We start from the raw sequence: 16720 nt of genomic DNA, 5'->3' as shown, positions 1-16720 counted from the left end.
GGACTGGCCGCGATAAATCCGTCTGGGGTAAATAGTGCGTCGCGCTCAGCAGCACAATCGGCGGGCGCACAACGCCGAATGCCCAGGCTGCGGGTCAGGCCAGGCGGCGGCGATTGCCGCGTTTCAGGCGGCTCAGTGACGACACGCACGCTCTTTATCCTTCGCCAATCCGCCAACAGAATAGCGCCCTTGAGCGCTTGACGAAGCGCGCTCGGCCCGCGCCTGGCCGGTGCCCGATCGTCCGCGCCACTTCCGGATTTTTAGCGAAGGGCCAATCGATGAACACTGCAACTTCATACAGAACGGACAGCGGCAAACCGCTGATTCTCGCCGCCGTCTGTCTCGCCGCGCTGGTGCTGCCGCTGGCTTTTTCCGGCGGTGCGGTGGCGACGCCCGCAATCGGGCGCGACCTGGGCGGCAGCGCGAGCGCGCTGACCTGGATCACCAATGCCTTCATGCTCAGTTTCGGCAGCCTGCTGATGGCCGCCGGCGCGCTCGCCGACCAGTTCGGCCGCAAGCGGCTTTTCGTGAGCGGCCTGGGCGGCTTCATCGTGACCTCGCTGGCGATGAGTTTCGCGCCGTCCGTCGTCTGGCTCGACGTGTTGCGCGCGGTGCAGGGCGTCTGCGCGGCGGCGTCGCTGGCGAGCGGATCGGCGGCGCTCGCGCAGGAATTCGACGGCCACGCCCGCACCCGGGCGTTCAGCATGCTGGGCACGAGCTTCGGCATCGGACTCGCGTTCGGTCCGCTGATGGCCGGCGCGTTGATCACGCACTTCGGCTGGCGCGCGATCTTCCTGGCGATTGCTGGCATCGGCATGCTGGCCTTCATCTTCGGCGTGCCGCGTATGCGCGAGACGCACGATCCGGCCGCAAGCGGCCTCGACTGGCCGGGTACGATCACCTTCACCGCCACGCTGGCGCTCTTCACTTTCGCCGTGATCGAGGCGCCGCAAAGCGGCTGGTCGAGCCCGCTGGTGGCCGGCATGCTGGCGGCGTCGACGCTGTTGCTGGCGGCGTTCGTGCTGGTGGAAATGCGCGTCGCGCGGCCGATGCTCGAACTGAGCCTGTTCCGCTACCCGCGCTTCGTGGGGGTGCAGATTCTGCCGGTCGGCACCTGCTATTGCTACATCGTGCTCATCGTGATGCTGCCGCTGCGCTTTATTGGCGCCGAAGGTCTCAGCGAGATGGACGCCGGTCTTCTGATGATCGCGCTATCGGCGCCGATGCTCGTCGTGCCGATGCTCGCCGCTTCACTCACGCGCTGGATCTCTGCGGGCGTGTTGTCGGGTATCGGTTTTCTGGTCGCCGCAGCGGGGCTTTACTGGTTGAGCCGCGTCGACATGAGCGCCTCGCGGGCGTCGATCATCCTGCCGATGCTCGTCACCGGCATCGGCGCGGGCATGCCGTGGGGCTTGATGGACGGCCTCTCGGTAAGCGTCGTGCCGAAGGAACGGGCGGGCATGGCGTCGGGCATTTTCAGCACGACGCGCGTGGCGGGCGAGGGCATCGCGCTGGCCATCGTCACGGCTTTGCTCGCCGGACTGGCGCAGGCGAGCCTCGCGCGACTCGTGCCGCACGCCGACCCCGCGATGGCCGCCCATCTCGCCGAAGCCGCGCAGCGCTTGACGACGGGCGACCTGGCGCAAGCGGCCGCGAGCCTGCCCCAAATCGGCAGGCACGCATTGGCGCTGACCTACACTCACGCGTTCACTCGCCTGTTGCACGTGTTGATCGCGATCACGCTGCTGTCCGCATTTGCGTCGTTCGCGTTTTTGAGTCGCACAGGATCGCGCGACGATCGAAGCGGCGAGCCGCAACGCGAGACCACCGAATCCGCAGCCGTGTGAGGAATGACGCTCTGGCCGGTAGGCGATAGAGGTAGACCGAATTGATATAGACAGCGGCCTTTAGCGTTCGAATTTGCACTTCTAGAATCAATGACACGTCCGCGACAGTGGTCGCTCGAACGCCGCCGTGAAGAGCGACGCCTGCTCATTGCCACGCGGTCCTGCTTCGTTTGACTTTCACGCAGTCAATCCCGAGAGGCACGACGGCCATGTTCACTTTCATCGTTGTAGTTGCGGTGGCGGCATTTGTTCCCTACGTCGCGGCACCGAGCATCGCCAATGGCGTCAAGGCGATCAGCAACCCGCCCGCGGCCATGATGTTCGACACGTCGCCCGCCGCGGCGTCCGACGGAAACGACGCGGCCAACCGGATCGTCTCCGACCGACGCGAGAGCGACGCTGCTGTCTGAAGCGCTCGATCCCGTCAGGCGCTCCGGTGAAGGCTTAATGAAAGCTCGACGCGTGCGCTGGTACACTCCCGCGCAAGCGCGACGCGCGGTGCACGTGAGCGACCAACCCTGGTACAAATTCTCGTGGCGCAACAAATTTGAACATCGTAGTGTCACGAGGGCGCAAGACTGAGCCGGCAGAATTGCACACAGAATCAAACAAAAAAACACGGGTACGGGGTAAGCGTGACCAGAAAATATAAGGTGCTGTTTCTCTGTCGAGAGAATTCAGCACGCAGCATCATTGCCGAAGCTTTGTTGCGGGAACTGGCGGGACACCGGTTCGACGCGTTCAGCGCGGGGCCGGAACCGGCCGCGCGGGTTCATCCGTTCGCGGTCGCGCAATTGCGGCCCGGCATCTCGGACCTCGGCATTCTCAGCCCGAAAAGCTGGCTGGAATTCACCGGCGAGTGGGCACCGCGCATGGATCTAGTCGTCGCGCTGGACGAATCCGTCGACGCACATCACACGCCCGCGTTTCCTGGCGAGCCTGCGTCGTGCACCTGGGCCTTCGCCGATCCTCTCGCCGACGACATCGCCGAGTCCGAGCGGGCGCGTCTATTCGAGAAGGTGTTCTGGCAAATCGTGCGGCAGATGAGCGCGTTTATCGAACTGCCGCAATATGCGACGCCGGCCGGCGTTGCGGCCACTGCGGCCGCGATCCCCGCTTCGAGTGCCGCGACGCAGCGCGTCACGACGTGTGACGCCTGAACACTTTGCGCAGGCGCCGCCTCGGTCTTAGTCAGGCCTGAGGCGAAACGCCAGCAAGAGTCACTGCGCGGGCTTCCCTGCATTCATTGAATCGCCGGGCGACACCGGCTGCGGTTTGCCATTGGCCGAATCCGTGTTTTTCATGGTGGTTCCCGGCATCGGGTCCAGTGGCTTCGAGACGGGATCGCCCCAATGGGTCATGCCCGCGGTCGCCGCGCTGTGCGCGTTGCCTCCGCCGCTGCCGCCCTGGCCGCTGCCGCCGCCTTGTGCGAGCGCCGCACCGCTTGCCACGGAAAGCGCGGCGACGCACCCCAGCATGATTTTCGGCATTGAATTGCGCATGACCTTTCTCCTTGCGAGCTCATCGGCATCAGGACCGCTCTGAGCCGGACGTATGCCGCTCGTGATTGCCGTGAGCGGTCCTCGAGATGCAACGCGCGATTGCGCTGTTCTCTCGGGATATACGGCGGGCACAGGCGTCTGGATGCAAATGAGCAGTGCGGGCAACGCAGGTCAAGCGCACGCGACAACGCATCACATGCGTGCGTGACGCGGGTACAGGCGTGCTTGCGAATCTGCCGAAACGGCGATTTCCACGGAGGAAGTGCGGGGTGATTTCTCTACGCTAGCGGCTGGAAAATGCGGTGGTCTATCGGTTGTTCGAACGCGCGAGCGGGCTTCCGGCGAACGGGTCGTTCTGCCAGTCCACGCGCTTTTTGGGCTGCGGGGCAGGCGCTGGCGCGGCCGACAATTCAAAGTGGTCGATGGATTGACCTGCGCTGATTGCCTGTTTCAGCCACTGGGGCATTTCGCCCTGGCCGTCCCAGCTATCTCCAGTTGCGCTACGGTAGCGTTCAGCCTTTTGCGCGGCCGGCTCGGATGCCAGCACTGCAGCAAGGTCTTCTGGTTTGATGCCAAACTCTTCCATGCGATGGCGGAGATACGCAATCATGCTATCTCGCTTCCTTTCGTCCATAAGATATTCGTCCTTCTAAAACGTCCGGCGTTCTGTCAATTACAGATTGCAAGGGAAATCCGCGAAAGCATCGGCCCATATAAATGGGGACGGCCCGCGGTGTGGTTATCGATTGAAGGAAATTCCAAAGGCAGCATTTAAAAAACGTCGCACCATATATCGCGGCGCAGCAATTAGCCGACCCGACCGCCTATCAAATTCAGGGATGTCGATCAGTGAATATTCAAGCGCTTTGCCGCGCGGCAAGGAAGGCTGCGTACGACTCACGCTGAGCCTCATGCCCACAAGGGAAAAAACGGTATTGACGATGCACTGATTGCGGCAGGCCGGTTTCATCTCCACGCTCCGTCTCTCGCCGGTACTTCGCGTGGGGCCGATTATTGACGTTATGTCAGCATCATAACGCACTGTGCGGCCAACGCACGTACCGGTCTGGATGATTTTGTGCAAATCCCTTCTATCGAACTACTCCGGCTGCGGCAGACCGGACCGGGTGTTCCGCGATTGAATTCCTGATTGGCCGAGCTATAAAGAAAACAGCGGAGCCAAAATCCGTGCTTCCAGCCTGCGGCGACTGATTCCGGCCAGCCGCGAGAACGCGTCCGACATCGGTTGCAGGTCTGGCAACTCATTACTCGTTTAGTTCGATGACTCGCCGCAGCAGTTGGCATCGGCATCGACTCGTCCGTCAGCCCATTGGGCAGCCTGGCTTTTTTTCGCGGATCAATTCTTTGGAGGACGAGAACTGCTGCGCCGGATTCAAGGAGTCTGGACATGAAACTACGATTATGGATGGCGCTGGCCAGCGCCGTGCTTCTGCTGGTGCCGAAAACTGCGGCCGCGCTGGGCATCGAAGGCCAGCAGAGCACCGGCATGTCGGGCCGCGCGCTGATGCAACAGAACGCGAACGAATCGGCGCAAGCGACGACCGACATGTCGTTCAGCGAATCGGGACAGGGCATGCCCGGCGCCCAGCCGGTGCGCAACGTGTCCTACGGAGGCGTGGCCACGGGGCAATCGGAAGCGGGAGGCCGGCAAGGCCAGCCCTGCACGTCTTCCGGGCCGCAATGCAGAATCTATTTTGGTCGATGACCGGTCTATCTTTGGGAATGCGGTGCGCGATGGCGGGCACCGCTTCCCGTCAGCCGCCGTTATGCGAGCGCCATAGTGTGTAGCGGATGATCGGCGCGCTCGCTGAATCCGCGCAATTCGTCCAGCAGTGCGCGCCACGACGCATGCCAGCGCGTTTCCTTGATGCACGTCCCCAACGAATCCGGGATGCGCAGCACGCCGTTGTCCGGATAGAAGGTGACGGTGAGCGGCATGCCGTCGATCACGCAAGTGGCGGTGCAAGGGCGGGTAGTAACCATGGGCGATGTCCTCTTTTCTTGTGAGCGGATGAGCGGTTGTTAAAAACGCTGACGTGCGCTTCAGCAAGCGCTGTGCCCAGGTGACGCTCGCGCTTCGCTATGCCCCGCCGCGTCATTCGCACGCAGGCAGCCAAGCGTGAGATCCGCACCAATAACCCCACGCTCGACTGCAATTTTCCGGAGTCGTCAGCGAGCGAATTAATACGATGTTATGGTGTAGTCCATTCGGGTTTTCACCCGCTGATTGTCCAGACTGCAATCGCGTCACTTTCCGGCAAGCAGGCCAATATGGCCTGCTTTTTTAATCGTGCCGGGCGATCTGCGACTGGATTAGCGAGGTGCGGCCGCTCCAATCCCACCCGTTGTTAAGAGACTCGCAAACAATACTATGTTGATCGAAGACAATCTGCCCGCGAGCACCGCCTCGCTGGACGATGGCGCCTCGTCGTCCCTGCGTTCCTGGTTGGCTGTCATGGCAGTCGCCATTGGCGCGTTCGCTTTCGTGACGACGGAGTTCTTGCCGGTCGGACTGTTGCCGCGCGTCGCCGCCGATCTGGGCGTGTTGCCTGGCACGGCCGGCCTGATGGTCACCGTCCCCGGCGTCATCGCGGCTATTTCAGCGCCGGGGCTGATGCTGGTGGCGGGGCGCATGGATCGCCGGCGGGTCTTTCTTTTACTGACGGCTTTGCTGCTGGCGTCGAATCTGATTTCCGCGTTTGCGCCGAATTTCCTCTGCATGCTGCTCGGGCGCGCGCTGCTCGGCGCCGCGCTGGGCGGTTTCTGGACTCTGGCCACGGCGGCCTCCGGGCGTCTCGTGAAGCCGAAGGATTCGGCACGCGCCATGGCGACGATCCTCACCGGCGTGACGTGCGCAACGGTGATCGGCGTGCCGCTCGGCACGTTCATCGCGAGCTTCGCATCATGGCGCGTGTCGTTCATGGCGACAGGCGTGCTGGTCGCGGTCGCGCTGATCGCGCAATTCTTCTTCGTGCCGTCCTTGCCGTCGACTGCCGCGCTGCGTCTGCGTGATCTGGTGGCGCTGCTGCGCCAGCCGCATCCGCGCCGAAGCATGCTGATGGTGGCACTCGCTTTCGGCGCGCATTTTTCCTCGTACACGTACATCACGCCTTTCCTGCTGCGCAACGCGAATCTGGACATGTCGACCATCACGTGGCTGCTGCTCGGCTTCGGCATTATCGGGTTCTTCTCGAACTTCGCCGTATCGTCGACGGTCACGCGCAATCTGAAAGTGTCGGTCGGCGCGATGGTTTCACTGCTGATGTTCGCCCTGGTGTTGCTGCCGCTGCTGCAGCATTCGACGATCGGCGTCGTGGCGCTGGTGCTTGCGTGGGGCATTTCCTTCGGCGCGTTGCCGCTGTGTTTCAGCATCTGGATTCAGCGTGCCACGCCGGACTCGCCCGAAGCCGGCTCGGCATTGTTCGTGAGCATCATTCAGGTGGCGATTGCGCTGGGGTCGCTGGTGGGCGGCGTGGTGGTCGACCATGTGGGGATTTCCGCCGACTTTCTGTTCGGTAGCGGCCTCGCGTTGCTGGGGCTCGCCGCGCTGGCGAGCTTTGGCCGCAGCGAGCAGAAGGTCGCCGCTGAAGCGGTGGCTTGCCCGGCGTGTACGGAATAATTGTCGGGTAGCGGTCTAGCCGTTCGGACCATGCTCACGGTAGTTCAACTCGACCGCGAAAGAGTGATGAATCGACAATGCGATCAAGGCATGAAACGACACTTGCGATGGACGCTGTTGGCAATGGTCACGCTCAGTTCCGCATCTGCATTCGCTGCCAGCTTCGACTGCGGCCGGGCGCGCTTGCCGGACGAAAAGGCCGTATGCGCATCACGGCAGCTGAGTGAGATGGACGTCGAAATGTCCGTGCGCTACCAGATGCTCACGGGCCTGGTTGCAATGGGCACGCGGGGCGATATGCAGGACGAGCAGCAGGCGTGGCTGAAGTCCAGAAAAGCATGCGGCGGTAATCAATCGTGTCTGCTCAATGCCTACCGGCGACGCATTGGGACGCTCAAGGACGACTATGCCCGGCTCGCGAGTCGTGGACCGTTCTGAGTGCGCCGGGTGTCGTCCAGAAACGGATGCGTGACAAGGACGAGGAACGCAAGCCGAATTCGATCCGTCGGTGAGCGGCGGGAGCGCCCGGCGCGCGTCTCCCGCGCGACCGAACGTATCACTCACGTCGGAGTCTCAACGCGTTACCATGAAATCCTTCCGCCGCTTACCATCCGATTCAGGTCCCGATGCGCTCAACTTTTACCAAATGGCTTTTTATCGTCTACCTGCTCGGTAGCGGCACGCTGTATTCAATCCTTATCCTGCTTCTCTTTCCCTTCGTCGGGCGCGCTGGACGATACTGGCTCGCCAAGCAGTGGTGTCGCGCGCTGGTTTTCGTCATGCGTTGGCTACCCGGCGTTTCATGTTCGGTAGACGGGCTCGACAATCTTCCCGACGGCCCGGTGATCATCCTGAGCCGTCATGAGTCGACGTGGGAAACGCTCGCATTCCTCGCGCTTTTCCCGCGCCGCATCAGTTTTGTGTTCAAGGAGGATCTCCTGCGCATCCCGTTCTTCGGCTGGGTGTTGCGCGGCCTCGATATGGTCAGCCTGAATCGCGGTTCCGCGCGACAGGCTCACCAGGCTGTGACGAAGGAAAGCGCCGAGAGGCTGGCCAAGGGCGACGTCGTCGTCATTTTCCCGGAGGGCACCCGGGTGGCGCACGATGCACCGTTGCGAATGACGTCCGGCGGCGTTCGGCTGGCGTGCGCGACCGGCGTGCCGGCTGTGCCCGTGGTGTTGAACGCGGGCAAGGTCTGGCCGACGAAAGGCTGGCCCGACGGCCGCGGGCATATTCGCGTGGTGGTCGGGCCGCCGTTGTCTCCGCAGGACATGACCCAGCAGGAATTGAGTCACGCGGTTCACGAGTGGATGAAAAACGAACTGCTGCGGCTTTGATGATTTTCGAGCCGAGCGGTGACGGATGGATCATCTGGAGGCGCGGAGCCTGGCGTACCGCTCGATTGAACTGGAACCCAATTGAGCATAAGGTGATTGCTCCCTAGTCCAATCGGAGTCCGGTATGCGATGTCTTGCAATGACTGCGGCCGCATTGATGGCCGCTGGTTTCACCCTGTCCGCGAGTGCCCAGGTTGTCGTCACCATCGGTCATTCGGCGCCGCTCACCGGTCCGCAGGCACCGAACGGCAAGGACAACGAGAACGGGGCGCGGCTCGCCATCGACGAGCTGAACAAGGCGGGTGTTACCGTCTCAGGTCAGAAGGTCACCTTTAAACTGGACTCGGAAGACGACCAGGCGGACCCGAAAATCGGCGTGCAGGTTGCGCAGAAACTGGTGGATAGCGGCGTAGTCGCGGTGGTCGGACCGTACAACTCGGGCGTGGCGATTCCCGCCTCGCGCGTCTACAACGCCGGAAACGTGCCGATGCTGCCGGTCGCATCGAACCCGGCACTGACGAAGCAGGGCTTCAAGAACATCTTCCGGATCGGCGCGAGCGACGAGCAACTGGGCGGCACGATGGGGCAGTTCGCCGCGAAGACCTTGAAGGCCAAGACGGCTGCTGTCATCGACGACCGCACGGCGTATGGTCAAGGCGTCGCCGAACAGTTCACGAAGGTCGCCAAGGCGAACGGCATTCAGATCGTGGCTCAGGAATTCACCAACTCGTCGGCGACCGACTTCCTCGGCATTCTGACGACCATCAAGGCCAAAAATCCCGACGTGATTTTCTTCGGCGGGTACGCGTCGCAGGGGGCGCCGATGGCCAAACAGATGCGCCAACGCGGACTGAGGGCGAAGCTGCTCGGCGGCGACGGCATCTGCTCGGCTGACATGGGCAAGGTTGCCGGCGAAGCGGCATCGATCGTGTATTGCGCGCAGGGCGGCATTGCGCTGGAGAAGACAGCGGCCGGCCGCGAATTTCTGCAAAAGTACAAGGCGGCCTATAACATCGATACGCAGGTCTATGCCGTGAGCTACTACGACGGCGTCAAGTTGCTGGCCGACGCGATGGTGAAGGCGGGAACCACAACGGACAAGGCCAAGCTGGCCGCCCAACTCGCGAAGGAAAACTATAAGGGCGTCGCGGGCACCTATTCGTTCGACGAGTCCGGTGACCTGAAGGGCGCGCCGACTACCGTGTACGTCATCAAGAACGGCTTGCCGGTCCCGTACGGACAGTAACGGCAAGCGACCCATTGACTTCATGAAGCAAACATGAAAATTTCACGCACTATCCAGACTGTTGAAGTTCACACCGGCGGCGAGGCATTCCGCATTGTCACCAGCGGTTTGCCGCGTCTGCCCGGCGACACGATCGTCAAGCGGCGCGCATGGCTGAAGGAAAACGCGGACGATATCCGCCGGGCGTTGATGTTCGAACCGCGTGGGCATGCCGATATGTACGGCGGGTATCTGACGGAACCGGTCAGCCCGAATGCCGACTTCGGCATCATCTTCCTTCATAACGAAGGGTACAGCGACCATTGCGGCCACGGTGTCATCGCGCTGTCGACGGCGGCGGTCGAACTGGGTTGGGTTCAGCGTGAGATACCCGAAACGCGCGTGGGCATCGACGCGCCGTGCGGGTTCATCGAAGCATTCGTGAAGTGGGATGGCGAGCACGCCGGCAATGTCCGCTTCGTCAACGTGCCGTCGTTTATCTGGAAGCAGGACGTGACCGTCGAGACGCCGTCCTTCGGTTCGGTGACGGGCGATATCGCGTTCGGCGGCGCGTTCTACTTTTACACCGACGGCGAACCGCATGGTCTCGCGGTGCGGGAGTCGTCGGTGGAAGAGCTCATCCGCTTCGGCGATGAAGTCAAGCAGGCGGCCAACAAGGCGTTTCCTGTCGAGCATCCCTTCATCCCCGAGATCAACCACATCTACGGCACCATCATTGCGAATGCGCCGCGGCATGCGGATTCGACGCAAGCGAACTGTTGTGTGTTTGCCGATCGTGAGGTGGACCGTTCACCGACCGGCTCCGGAACAGGAGGCCGGGTCGCGCAGCTTTATCTGCGTGGGAAGCTGGGCAAGGACGACACCCTGGTGAACGAGTCCATTATCGGCACCGTGTTCAAAGGGCGCGTCCTGAGCGAAACCACGGTGGGCGATTTCAAGGCCGTCATTCCGGAAGTCGAAGGCAACGCCTTTGTGTGCGGCTTCGCGACCTGGATTATCGACGAGCGTGACCCGCTGACCCACGGATTTCTGGTGCGTTAGGTCAGACGAGCAACGAGGCCTAAAACCGCTCGACCCACGGGCGCAGTTCGACCTCCCACGTCCACGCGCTGCGGTGCTGACGATGAATGTGAAGGTATTCCCTTGCAATGGCATCGGGGTCCAGCCATTTGTCGTCCGCGCCGCCTTCTTCCGGACCTCTCGCGCTGCTGGCGATGCCGCCGTCGATCACGAAATGGGCAACGTGAATATTCTTTGGCGCCAACTCGCGCGCCATGCATTGGGCCATGCCTCGTAGCGCAAATTTGCCCATGGCGAATGGTGTCGAGCCGGGCAGTCCTTTCACGCTGGCAGTCGCGCCGGTCAGCAGTACAGTGCCGTGGCCGCGCGCCAACATGCGCACCGCCGCGGCCTGGGCCACGAGAAAGCCGCCGAGGGCAGTCACTTTGAAGGCGTCTTCGAGCTTCTGTGGCTCGATGGCTTCAACTGGCGCGCGATAGCGGCCGCTCGCGTTGTACACGACGAGATCGGGGACGCCGAATGCTTTTTCCACGCGCTCGAAGAGTGCCGTGACCTGGTCTGTTTGACTGGCGTCGCAACTCACGGGCAGGGCGCCCGTCTCGTCGACCAGGTCCGTCAGCTTGCTGGTATCGCGGGCGGCGAGCGCGACCTGCATGCCCTCCGCCGAAAACAGGCGTGCGAGGGAGGCGCTCAAGCCCTTACCCGCGCCGACAATCAATGCAGTCTCAGTTCGACTCATGGTTCCTCCGGAATCAACAGGGAAGCGCTGCGGCGTGTGTGTGCCGCATCATGCCTTGCTGATTGTAGGCGTTCACCGTGAATGGCACTGAGTTGACGGATGGTGGCGTCGCTTGCCTAAGGAGAGGCTTCGATTACGCTCCAGACCCGTTCGTCGGAGTCGCCCGTGAATTGTCTGGCGATAACGGCCCGGCATTTATCGCAGCGATAGTGCTCGAGGACGAGCGTGCCGTTGCACTCCGCGACACCGATGAGCGTGAGGTTTTCCTGCCGTTGCACATCGACTGGCAGGCCGTCGATGTCGGAGCATCCATCGCAGACTTCCATGGCGCCTCCTGACGTTCGCATCCATCGTTCGAAATGAGCCCGCGCGGAGCGGGAGAAGACTGATGCGCCCGCTGACAGCGCGGGCCAAATCAGTATCCGGCTCGATGGAGCGGTTGTGCAAGTGCAAAAAAATAAAGTAAAAGGGGTTGGATGGGGCCGTCCCTCCGGGGTTTGAGCGCGATTGCGCTGCACTAGTATGGACTAGCGAGGCGTGCGTGCGCTGCCACAGGAATAAGGCGTCGTCCTGGCAACGGTGACTCAGGCACGGACGCCCGATGAAGCGCTCTACATCTTCGAGTCGACCCAGATACGCCCCCAAGCGGTTGCGTAGCCAATTGCCTGTTCGTGGTCGTAGAAAAAGTCTAGCGAGTTGAACGCGCGCGGAGGGCGTCCGGGTTCTTCGATGATGAGATCCGCCGAGTGCAAGCCATCGCCCGTGGGCGTCGTACTTGCACGCAGACCGAATCCCCGATGAAAACTGACTCGGCTGGCCGGTGTATTCAGCTGGATTTGCATTCGATTTTTATGGGCAACAACAGCCCGCTCTCTCTCAGTGGCGCGATTGTCCCGTCAATATATGAAGTTTCAATGACGGGGAGGGCGGATTAATACCAGGGTTTGCCTCGCTGTCCGCGATCCACTTTTGTTATCACCCTCTCCAATACTCGAATTGTTAGCGCATCGCAGCGCTCGTATATTGGCTGAACCGTCAGCACAAGCAGCACTGACAGCACAACCAGCCGGCATACAACAACACAAAGGCACGCCGCATAGGCCTGCCAAGGAGCACAGCGATGAATCGAATCGATCTGGAGGGGCGCGTAGTCGCCATTACCGGCGGCGCGCGTGGCATTGGCTACGCGGTGGCGCAACGGGCGCTGAACTCGGGCGCCTCGGTCGCGCTATGGGACGTGGACGCGGACCGCCTCGCGCGCAGCCAGCGTGAGCTCAGCGAACTGGGCAAAGTCACCGCGGTCACCGTCGAACTCACGCAGGAAGCCGCCGTCGCGCAGGCGGTGGCGCAAACCGTCGCCGATCATGGCGCGATCGACGTGCTGATCAATTGCGCCGGCATTACCGGCGGCAACGGCGCCACGTGGGAACTGGAGCCCGACGTCTGGCGCCGCGTGATCGACGTGAACCTGATCGGCCCGTATCTCACCTGTCGCGCGGTCGTGCCGCAAATGCTCAAGCAGGGCTATGGCCGGATCGTCAATATCGCCTCGGTGGCCGGCAAGGAGGGCAACCCGAACGCCTCGCACTACAGCGCCTCCAAGGCAGGGCTCATCGGCCTGACCAAATCGCTCGGCAAAGAGCTCGCGACGAAGAACATTCTCGTCAATGCCGTTACGCCCGCCGCGGCCAAAACCGAGATCTTCGATTCGATGTCGCAGCAGCACATCGACTACATGCTCTCGAAGATTCCGATGAACCGTTTCCTGTTGCCGGAAGAAGCGGCGTCGCTGATTCTGTGGCTCTCGTCCGAGGACTGCGCGTTCAGCACCGGATCGGTGTTCGACCTGTCTGGCGGTCGCGCAACGTACTGAGGCGCCGCGGCATCACGCGAGCCTGATCTCAGTAGCGCTACACAAGACAAGAAAACGCAGAGCCGCCGCCCGCGCGCTCTGCGAAGGAGACGACATGGAAGCGCCTGCGCCCGTTTCACTCGAGGCGATCAACAGCAAGGTTATGCGCCGGCTGCTGCCGTTTCTGCTGCTGATGTACGTGCTGGCATTTCTCGATCGCGCCAATATCGGTTTCGCGCAGAAAGCCTTGCAGCACGATACCGGTCTGTCGAATGCGGCGTTTGCGTTTGGTGCGGGCGTGTTTTTCGTCGGCTATGCGTTGTTCGAGGTGCCGAGCAATCTTCTGCTGCATCGGGTTGGCGCGCGTGCCTGGATGTGCCGGATCATGGTGACGTGGGGGCTCGTATCGGCGGCCATGTGCCTTGCTCATACGCCGACCGCGTTCTACACGCTGCGGTTTCTGCTCGGCGTCGCCGAGGCGGGTTTCTTTCCCGGCGTGATCTATTATCTGACGCACTGGTTTCCGCAGTCGTCCCGGGCGCGCGCGGTGGGCGTCTTCTATTTCGGCGCGCCGCTGGCGTTTATTTTCGGTAGCCCCTTGTCGGGCTCGCTGCTCGAATTGCACGGTGCACTTGGACTTACCGGCTGGCAATGGCTCTTTCTGGTGGAAGGCGCGCTGGCGTCAGTGGTCGGCGTGTGGGCCTTCTGGTATCTCGACAATCGTCCCGAAGATGCGCGTTGGCTCGAACCGCAAGAGCGCGCCAGCTTGCGCGCGGCTCTCGACGACGACGCACTGCTTGCGTCCGCGCACGGCCCGCATCGCATTCTCGCGGCGCTGGTGGACCGCCGTGTGTTGCTGCTGTCGGCGATCTATCTGCTGATCCAGATGAGCGTGTACGGCGTGATCTTCTATTTGCCGCAACAGGTGGCGGCATTTCTTGGCACGACGGTCGGTTTGCGTGTGGGACTCGTCGCCGCGCTACCGTGGCTGTGCGCGCTGGCCGTGACCTGGTATGTGCCGCGGCGCGCGGATCGCACGGGTGAGCATCGGCGTTGGGCGGTGGCCTTGCTGATCGTCGCCGGGTTCGGCATCGGCTTGTCGGGACTCGCGCATAGCCCGCTGCTCGGCTTGCTCGCGCTGTGTTGTGCGGCGAGCGGTTTTATCGCGGCGCAGCCGCTCTTCTGGACCTTCCCCACGCGTTACCTCACGGGCGCCGCCGCGGCGGGCGGGATCGCCTTGATCAATTCGCTCGGCGGACTCGGCGGCTTCATCGCACCGAGCTTGCGCACCGCGGCGGAACACGCGTTTTCGTCGACGTCGGCGGGACTGGTCGTGCTGGGCGTGTCGAGTCTGCTCGCCGCGCTGCTGATCGGCACGCTCTTGCGCCGCGATCCCGCGCAGCCGCACACCACTTTCGAAACCTTACTGCATCGCGCCCGCTAGGCGCTCGCTCGACGCACTCATAACGGAGCCCCATTCATGGCCATGCCTACCATCCGGCACGTGCGTGCCTTCATCGTCCGCGGCGGCGGTGCGGATTATCACGACCAACCCGGCGGACACTGGATCGACGATCACATTTCCACGCCGATGGCGCGTTATCCGGAGTATCGGCAGAGCCGCCAGTCGTTCGGTATCAACGTGCTCGGCACGCTGGTGGTGGAGATCGAAGCGAGCGACGGCACCGTCGGTTTCGCGGTGACGACGGGCGGCGAGATCGGCGCGTTCATCGTCGAGAAACATCTCGCGCGTTTTCTCGAAGGCCAACTCGTTACCGACATCGAGAAGATGTGGGATCAGATGTACTTCTCCACGTTGTACTACGGCCGCAAAGGCGTGGTGCTGAATACGATCTCGGGCGTCGATCTCGCGTTGTGGGATCTGCTCGCGAAAGTGCGCAAGGAGCCGGTGTACCAGCTATTGGGCGGTCCGGTGCGCGACGAACTCGTGTTCTACGCAACCGGCGCGCGGCCCGATCTCGCGAAGGAGATGGGTTTTATCGGCGGCAAGCTGCCGTTGCAGCACGGTCCGGCTGAAGGCGAAGCGGGCCTCAAGCAGAATCTGGAAAAGCTCGCGGACATGCGCAGCCGCGTCGGCGACGACTTCTGGCTGATGTATGACTGCTGGATGAGCCTCGACGTGCCGTATGCGACGCGGCTCGCGCAAGCGGCGCACGAATACGGCCTCAAGTGGATTGAAGAATGCCTGCCGCCCGACGACTACTGGGGTTACGCCGAACTGCGCCGCAACGTGCCGCGCGGCATGATGGTGTCGACCGGCGAACACGAAGCTACGCGCTGGGGCTTTCGCATGCTGCTGGAGATGCAATGTTGCGATCTGATTCAACCGGATGTCGGCTGGTGCGGCGGCATTACCGAATTGATCAAGATCTCCGCGTTAGCGGATGCCCATAATGTGATGGTCGTGCCGCATGGTTCATCGGTGTATAGCTATCACTTCGTGGTCACGCGGCACAACTCGCCGTTCGCCGAGTTTCTGATGATGGCGCCCAAGGCCGACGAGGTCGTGCCGATGTTCACGCCGCTGCTGCTCGACGAGCCGGTGCCGGTGAACGGACGCATGAAGGTGCCGGACACGCCGGGATTCGGCGTGAGGCTGAATCCGGAATGTGCATTGGTGCGGCCTTATCCGCGTTGATTACGCGCGTGATTGCGTTAGTTGAGTTGCGGCGCTCGCTGCGCGTAATCTGCCGCAACGTAGAAACATAAAAGGAGAATGACGTGCTGCTCAAGGACAAGGTCGTGATCGTCACCGGCGGCTCGCGCGGCATCGGCCGTGCGATCGCGGTTGCGTGCGCAACCGAAGGCGCGGACGTGGCGATCAACTACTGGGGCGATAACGATGCATCGTATGGACGCCGCTCTGCGGTCGCGGAAGTGGTCGCCGAAATCGAGGCGCTGGGGCGGCGCGTGATTGCGATCGAGGGCAACGTCGCCGCGCGCGAAACCGGTCAGCAACTGGTGCGCCATACGGTCGAGGCTTTCGGCAAAGTCGACGTGCTAGCCAGCAACGCGGGCATCTGTCCGTTCCACGCGTTTCTCGACATGCCGCCGGAAGTATTGGAATCGACGGTGGCGGTCAATCTGAACGGCGCCTTCTATGTCACGCAAGCCGCCGCGCAACAGATGAAGCTGCAAGGCACGGGCGGCGCGATCGTGGCGACGAGTTCGATCAGCGCGCTAGTGGGCGGCGGCATGCAAACGCATTACACGCCGACCAAGGCTGGCGTGCATTCGCTGATGCAATCCTGCGCGGTCGCATTGGGACCGTACGGCATTCGCTGCAACTCGGTGATGCCGGGCACCATCGCAACCGACCTGAATGCGGAAGACCTCGCCGACGAAGCCAAAAAAGCCTACTTCGAAAAGCGCATTCCGCTCGGCAGACTGGGCCGCCCGGAAGATGTCGCCGATTGCGTGACGTTCCTCGCTTCCGACCGCGCGCGCTATGTGACCGGCGCGGCGTTGCTGGTGGACGGCGGTCTCTTCGTCAACCTGCAGTAACGCGCCGATGCC

19 protein-coding genes are annotated in these 16720 nt (G+C 62.4%); 13 read left to right on the top strand and 6 right to left on the bottom strand.

All coding sequences use genetic code 11. The features are described from left to right. The first annotated feature begins 278 nt into the window (after positions 1-278). The 3 genes from B0G74_RS24815 (at position 279) to B0G74_RS24805 (ending at position 3007) form a co-directional block, all read left to right on the top strand. Positions 279-1847: an MFS transporter gene (locus B0G74_RS24815; RefSeq protein ID WP_132377500.1), complete on the top strand. Its 1569-nt coding sequence runs from the start codon at positions 279-281 to the stop codon at positions 1845-1847. 209 nt (positions 1848-2056) lie between these two features. Then, positions 2057-2257, top strand: a complete 201-nt coding sequence (locus B0G74_RS24810) for a hypothetical protein (RefSeq protein ID WP_132377499.1) — start codon at positions 2057-2059, stop codon at positions 2255-2257. Between the two features lie 225 nt (positions 2258-2482). After that, positions 2483-3007, top strand: coding sequence for a low molecular weight phosphatase family protein (locus B0G74_RS24805; RefSeq protein WP_132377498.1), 525 nt, complete (start codon positions 2483-2485; stop codon positions 3005-3007). A gap of 60 nt (positions 3008-3067) precedes the next feature. Here the strand turns inward: B0G74_RS24805 and B0G74_RS24800 are convergent, their stop codons facing one another. The 3 genes from B0G74_RS24800 to B0G74_RS24790 all read right to left on the bottom strand — a co-directional run bounded on the left by B0G74_RS24800 (position 3068) and on the right by B0G74_RS24790 (position 4319). After that, positions 3068-3349, bottom strand: coding sequence for a hypothetical protein (locus B0G74_RS24800; RefSeq protein ID WP_132377497.1), 282 nt, complete (start codon positions 3347-3349; stop codon positions 3068-3070). Between the two features lie 307 nt (positions 3350-3656). Continuing rightward, on the bottom strand, positions 3657-3983 hold the full coding sequence (locus tag B0G74_RS24795; RefSeq protein ID WP_132377496.1) for an H-NS family nucleoid-associated regulatory protein: 327 nt from the start codon (positions 3981-3983) through the stop codon (positions 3657-3659). A gap of 105 nt (positions 3984-4088) precedes the next feature. Next, a complete protein-coding gene (locus B0G74_RS24790) occupies positions 4089-4319 on the bottom strand; it encodes a hypothetical protein (RefSeq protein WP_132377495.1) in 231 nt (76 codons plus the stop codon). A 438-nt stretch (positions 4320-4757) separates the two neighbouring features. Between B0G74_RS24790 and B0G74_RS24785 the strand changes: the two genes are divergently transcribed. Continuing rightward, positions 4758-5075, top strand: a complete 318-nt coding sequence (locus B0G74_RS24785) for a hypothetical protein (protein ID WP_132377494.1) — start codon at positions 4758-4760, stop codon at positions 5073-5075. 59 nt (positions 5076-5134) lie between these two features. On the opposite strand, the gene B0G74_RS24780 is transcribed toward B0G74_RS24785, so the two are convergent. Further along, entirely contained in the window at positions 5135-5353 is a 219-nt protein-coding gene (locus B0G74_RS24780) for a hypothetical protein (protein WP_132377493.1), read from the bottom strand. A gap of 388 nt (positions 5354-5741) precedes the next feature. Here B0G74_RS24780 and B0G74_RS24775 point away from each other — a divergent pair, with 388 nt between their 5' ends. From B0G74_RS24775 to lhpH, 5 genes are all read left to right on the top strand, one after another. Continuing rightward, positions 5742-6989: an MFS transporter gene (locus B0G74_RS24775; RefSeq protein WP_132377492.1), complete on the top strand. Its 1248-nt coding sequence runs from the start codon at positions 5742-5744 to the stop codon at positions 6987-6989. Positions 6990-7112: 123 nt separating this feature from the next. Next, the gene (locus B0G74_RS24770; RefSeq protein WP_243658299.1) at positions 7113-7427 is read left to right on the top strand and encodes a lysozyme inhibitor LprI family protein; all 315 of its coding nucleotides are present in this window, start codon (positions 7113-7115) and stop codon (positions 7425-7427) included. A gap of 188 nt (positions 7428-7615) precedes the next feature. After that, on the top strand, positions 7616-8326 hold the full coding sequence (locus B0G74_RS24765) for a lysophospholipid acyltransferase family protein (protein WP_132377491.1): 711 nt from the start codon (positions 7616-7618) through the stop codon (positions 8324-8326). A gap of 124 nt (positions 8327-8450) precedes the next feature. Further along, positions 8451-9572: a branched-chain amino acid ABC transporter substrate-binding protein gene (locus B0G74_RS24760; RefSeq protein ID WP_132377490.1), complete on the top strand. Its 1122-nt coding sequence runs from the start codon at positions 8451-8453 to the stop codon at positions 9570-9572. Between the two features lie 33 nt (positions 9573-9605). After that, entirely contained in the window at positions 9606-10613 is a 1008-nt protein-coding gene (gene lhpH, locus B0G74_RS24755; RefSeq protein ID WP_132377489.1) for a trans-3-hydroxy-L-proline dehydratase, read from the top strand. Between the two features lie 19 nt (positions 10614-10632). Here lhpH and B0G74_RS24750 read toward each other — a convergent pair whose 3' ends face one another. Together B0G74_RS24750 and B0G74_RS24745 are read right to left on the bottom strand one after the other, a co-directional pair. Beyond that, positions 10633-11331, bottom strand: coding sequence for an SDR family NAD(P)-dependent oxidoreductase (locus tag B0G74_RS24750; protein WP_132377488.1), 699 nt, complete (start codon positions 11329-11331; stop codon positions 10633-10635). Positions 11332-11447: 116 nt separating this feature from the next. Then, complete coding sequence (locus B0G74_RS24745) at positions 11448-11657, bottom strand: hypothetical protein (RefSeq protein ID WP_132377487.1); 210 nt, start codon at positions 11655-11657, stop codon at positions 11448-11450. 794 nt (positions 11658-12451) lie between these two features. Between B0G74_RS24745 and B0G74_RS24735 the strand changes: the two genes are divergently transcribed. From B0G74_RS24735 to B0G74_RS24720, 4 genes are all read left to right on the top strand, one after another. Continuing rightward, complete coding sequence (locus B0G74_RS24735) at positions 12452-13204, top strand: SDR family NAD(P)-dependent oxidoreductase (protein WP_132377485.1); 753 nt, start codon at positions 12452-12454, stop codon at positions 13202-13204. A gap of 94 nt (positions 13205-13298) precedes the next feature. Then, complete coding sequence (locus B0G74_RS24730) at positions 13299-14627, top strand: MFS transporter (protein ID WP_132377484.1); 1329 nt, start codon at positions 13299-13301, stop codon at positions 14625-14627. A 36-nt stretch (positions 14628-14663) separates the two neighbouring features. Continuing rightward, positions 14664-15842 carry an L-rhamnonate dehydratase gene (gene rhmD, locus B0G74_RS24725; protein ID WP_012427543.1) on the top strand — a complete coding sequence of 393 codons (1179 nt, stop codon included), beginning with the start codon at positions 14664-14666 and terminating at the stop codon, positions 15840-15842. An 83-nt stretch (positions 15843-15925) separates the two neighbouring features. Continuing rightward, positions 15926-16708 (top strand): SDR family NAD(P)-dependent oxidoreductase, encoded by a 783-nt coding sequence (locus tag B0G74_RS24720; RefSeq protein WP_132377483.1) that lies wholly within the window; start codon positions 15926-15928, stop codon positions 16706-16708. Positions 16709-16720 lie beyond the last annotated feature (12 nt).

It is taken from the genome of Paraburkholderia sp. BL9I2N2 (genome assembly GCF_004339745.1).
Taxonomy (GTDB): domain Bacteria; phylum Pseudomonadota; class Gammaproteobacteria; order Burkholderiales; family Burkholderiaceae; genus Paraburkholderia.
The sequence above is the reverse complement of the archived record's forward strand: the minus strand, read 5'-3'. Positions and strand labels throughout refer to the sequence as shown.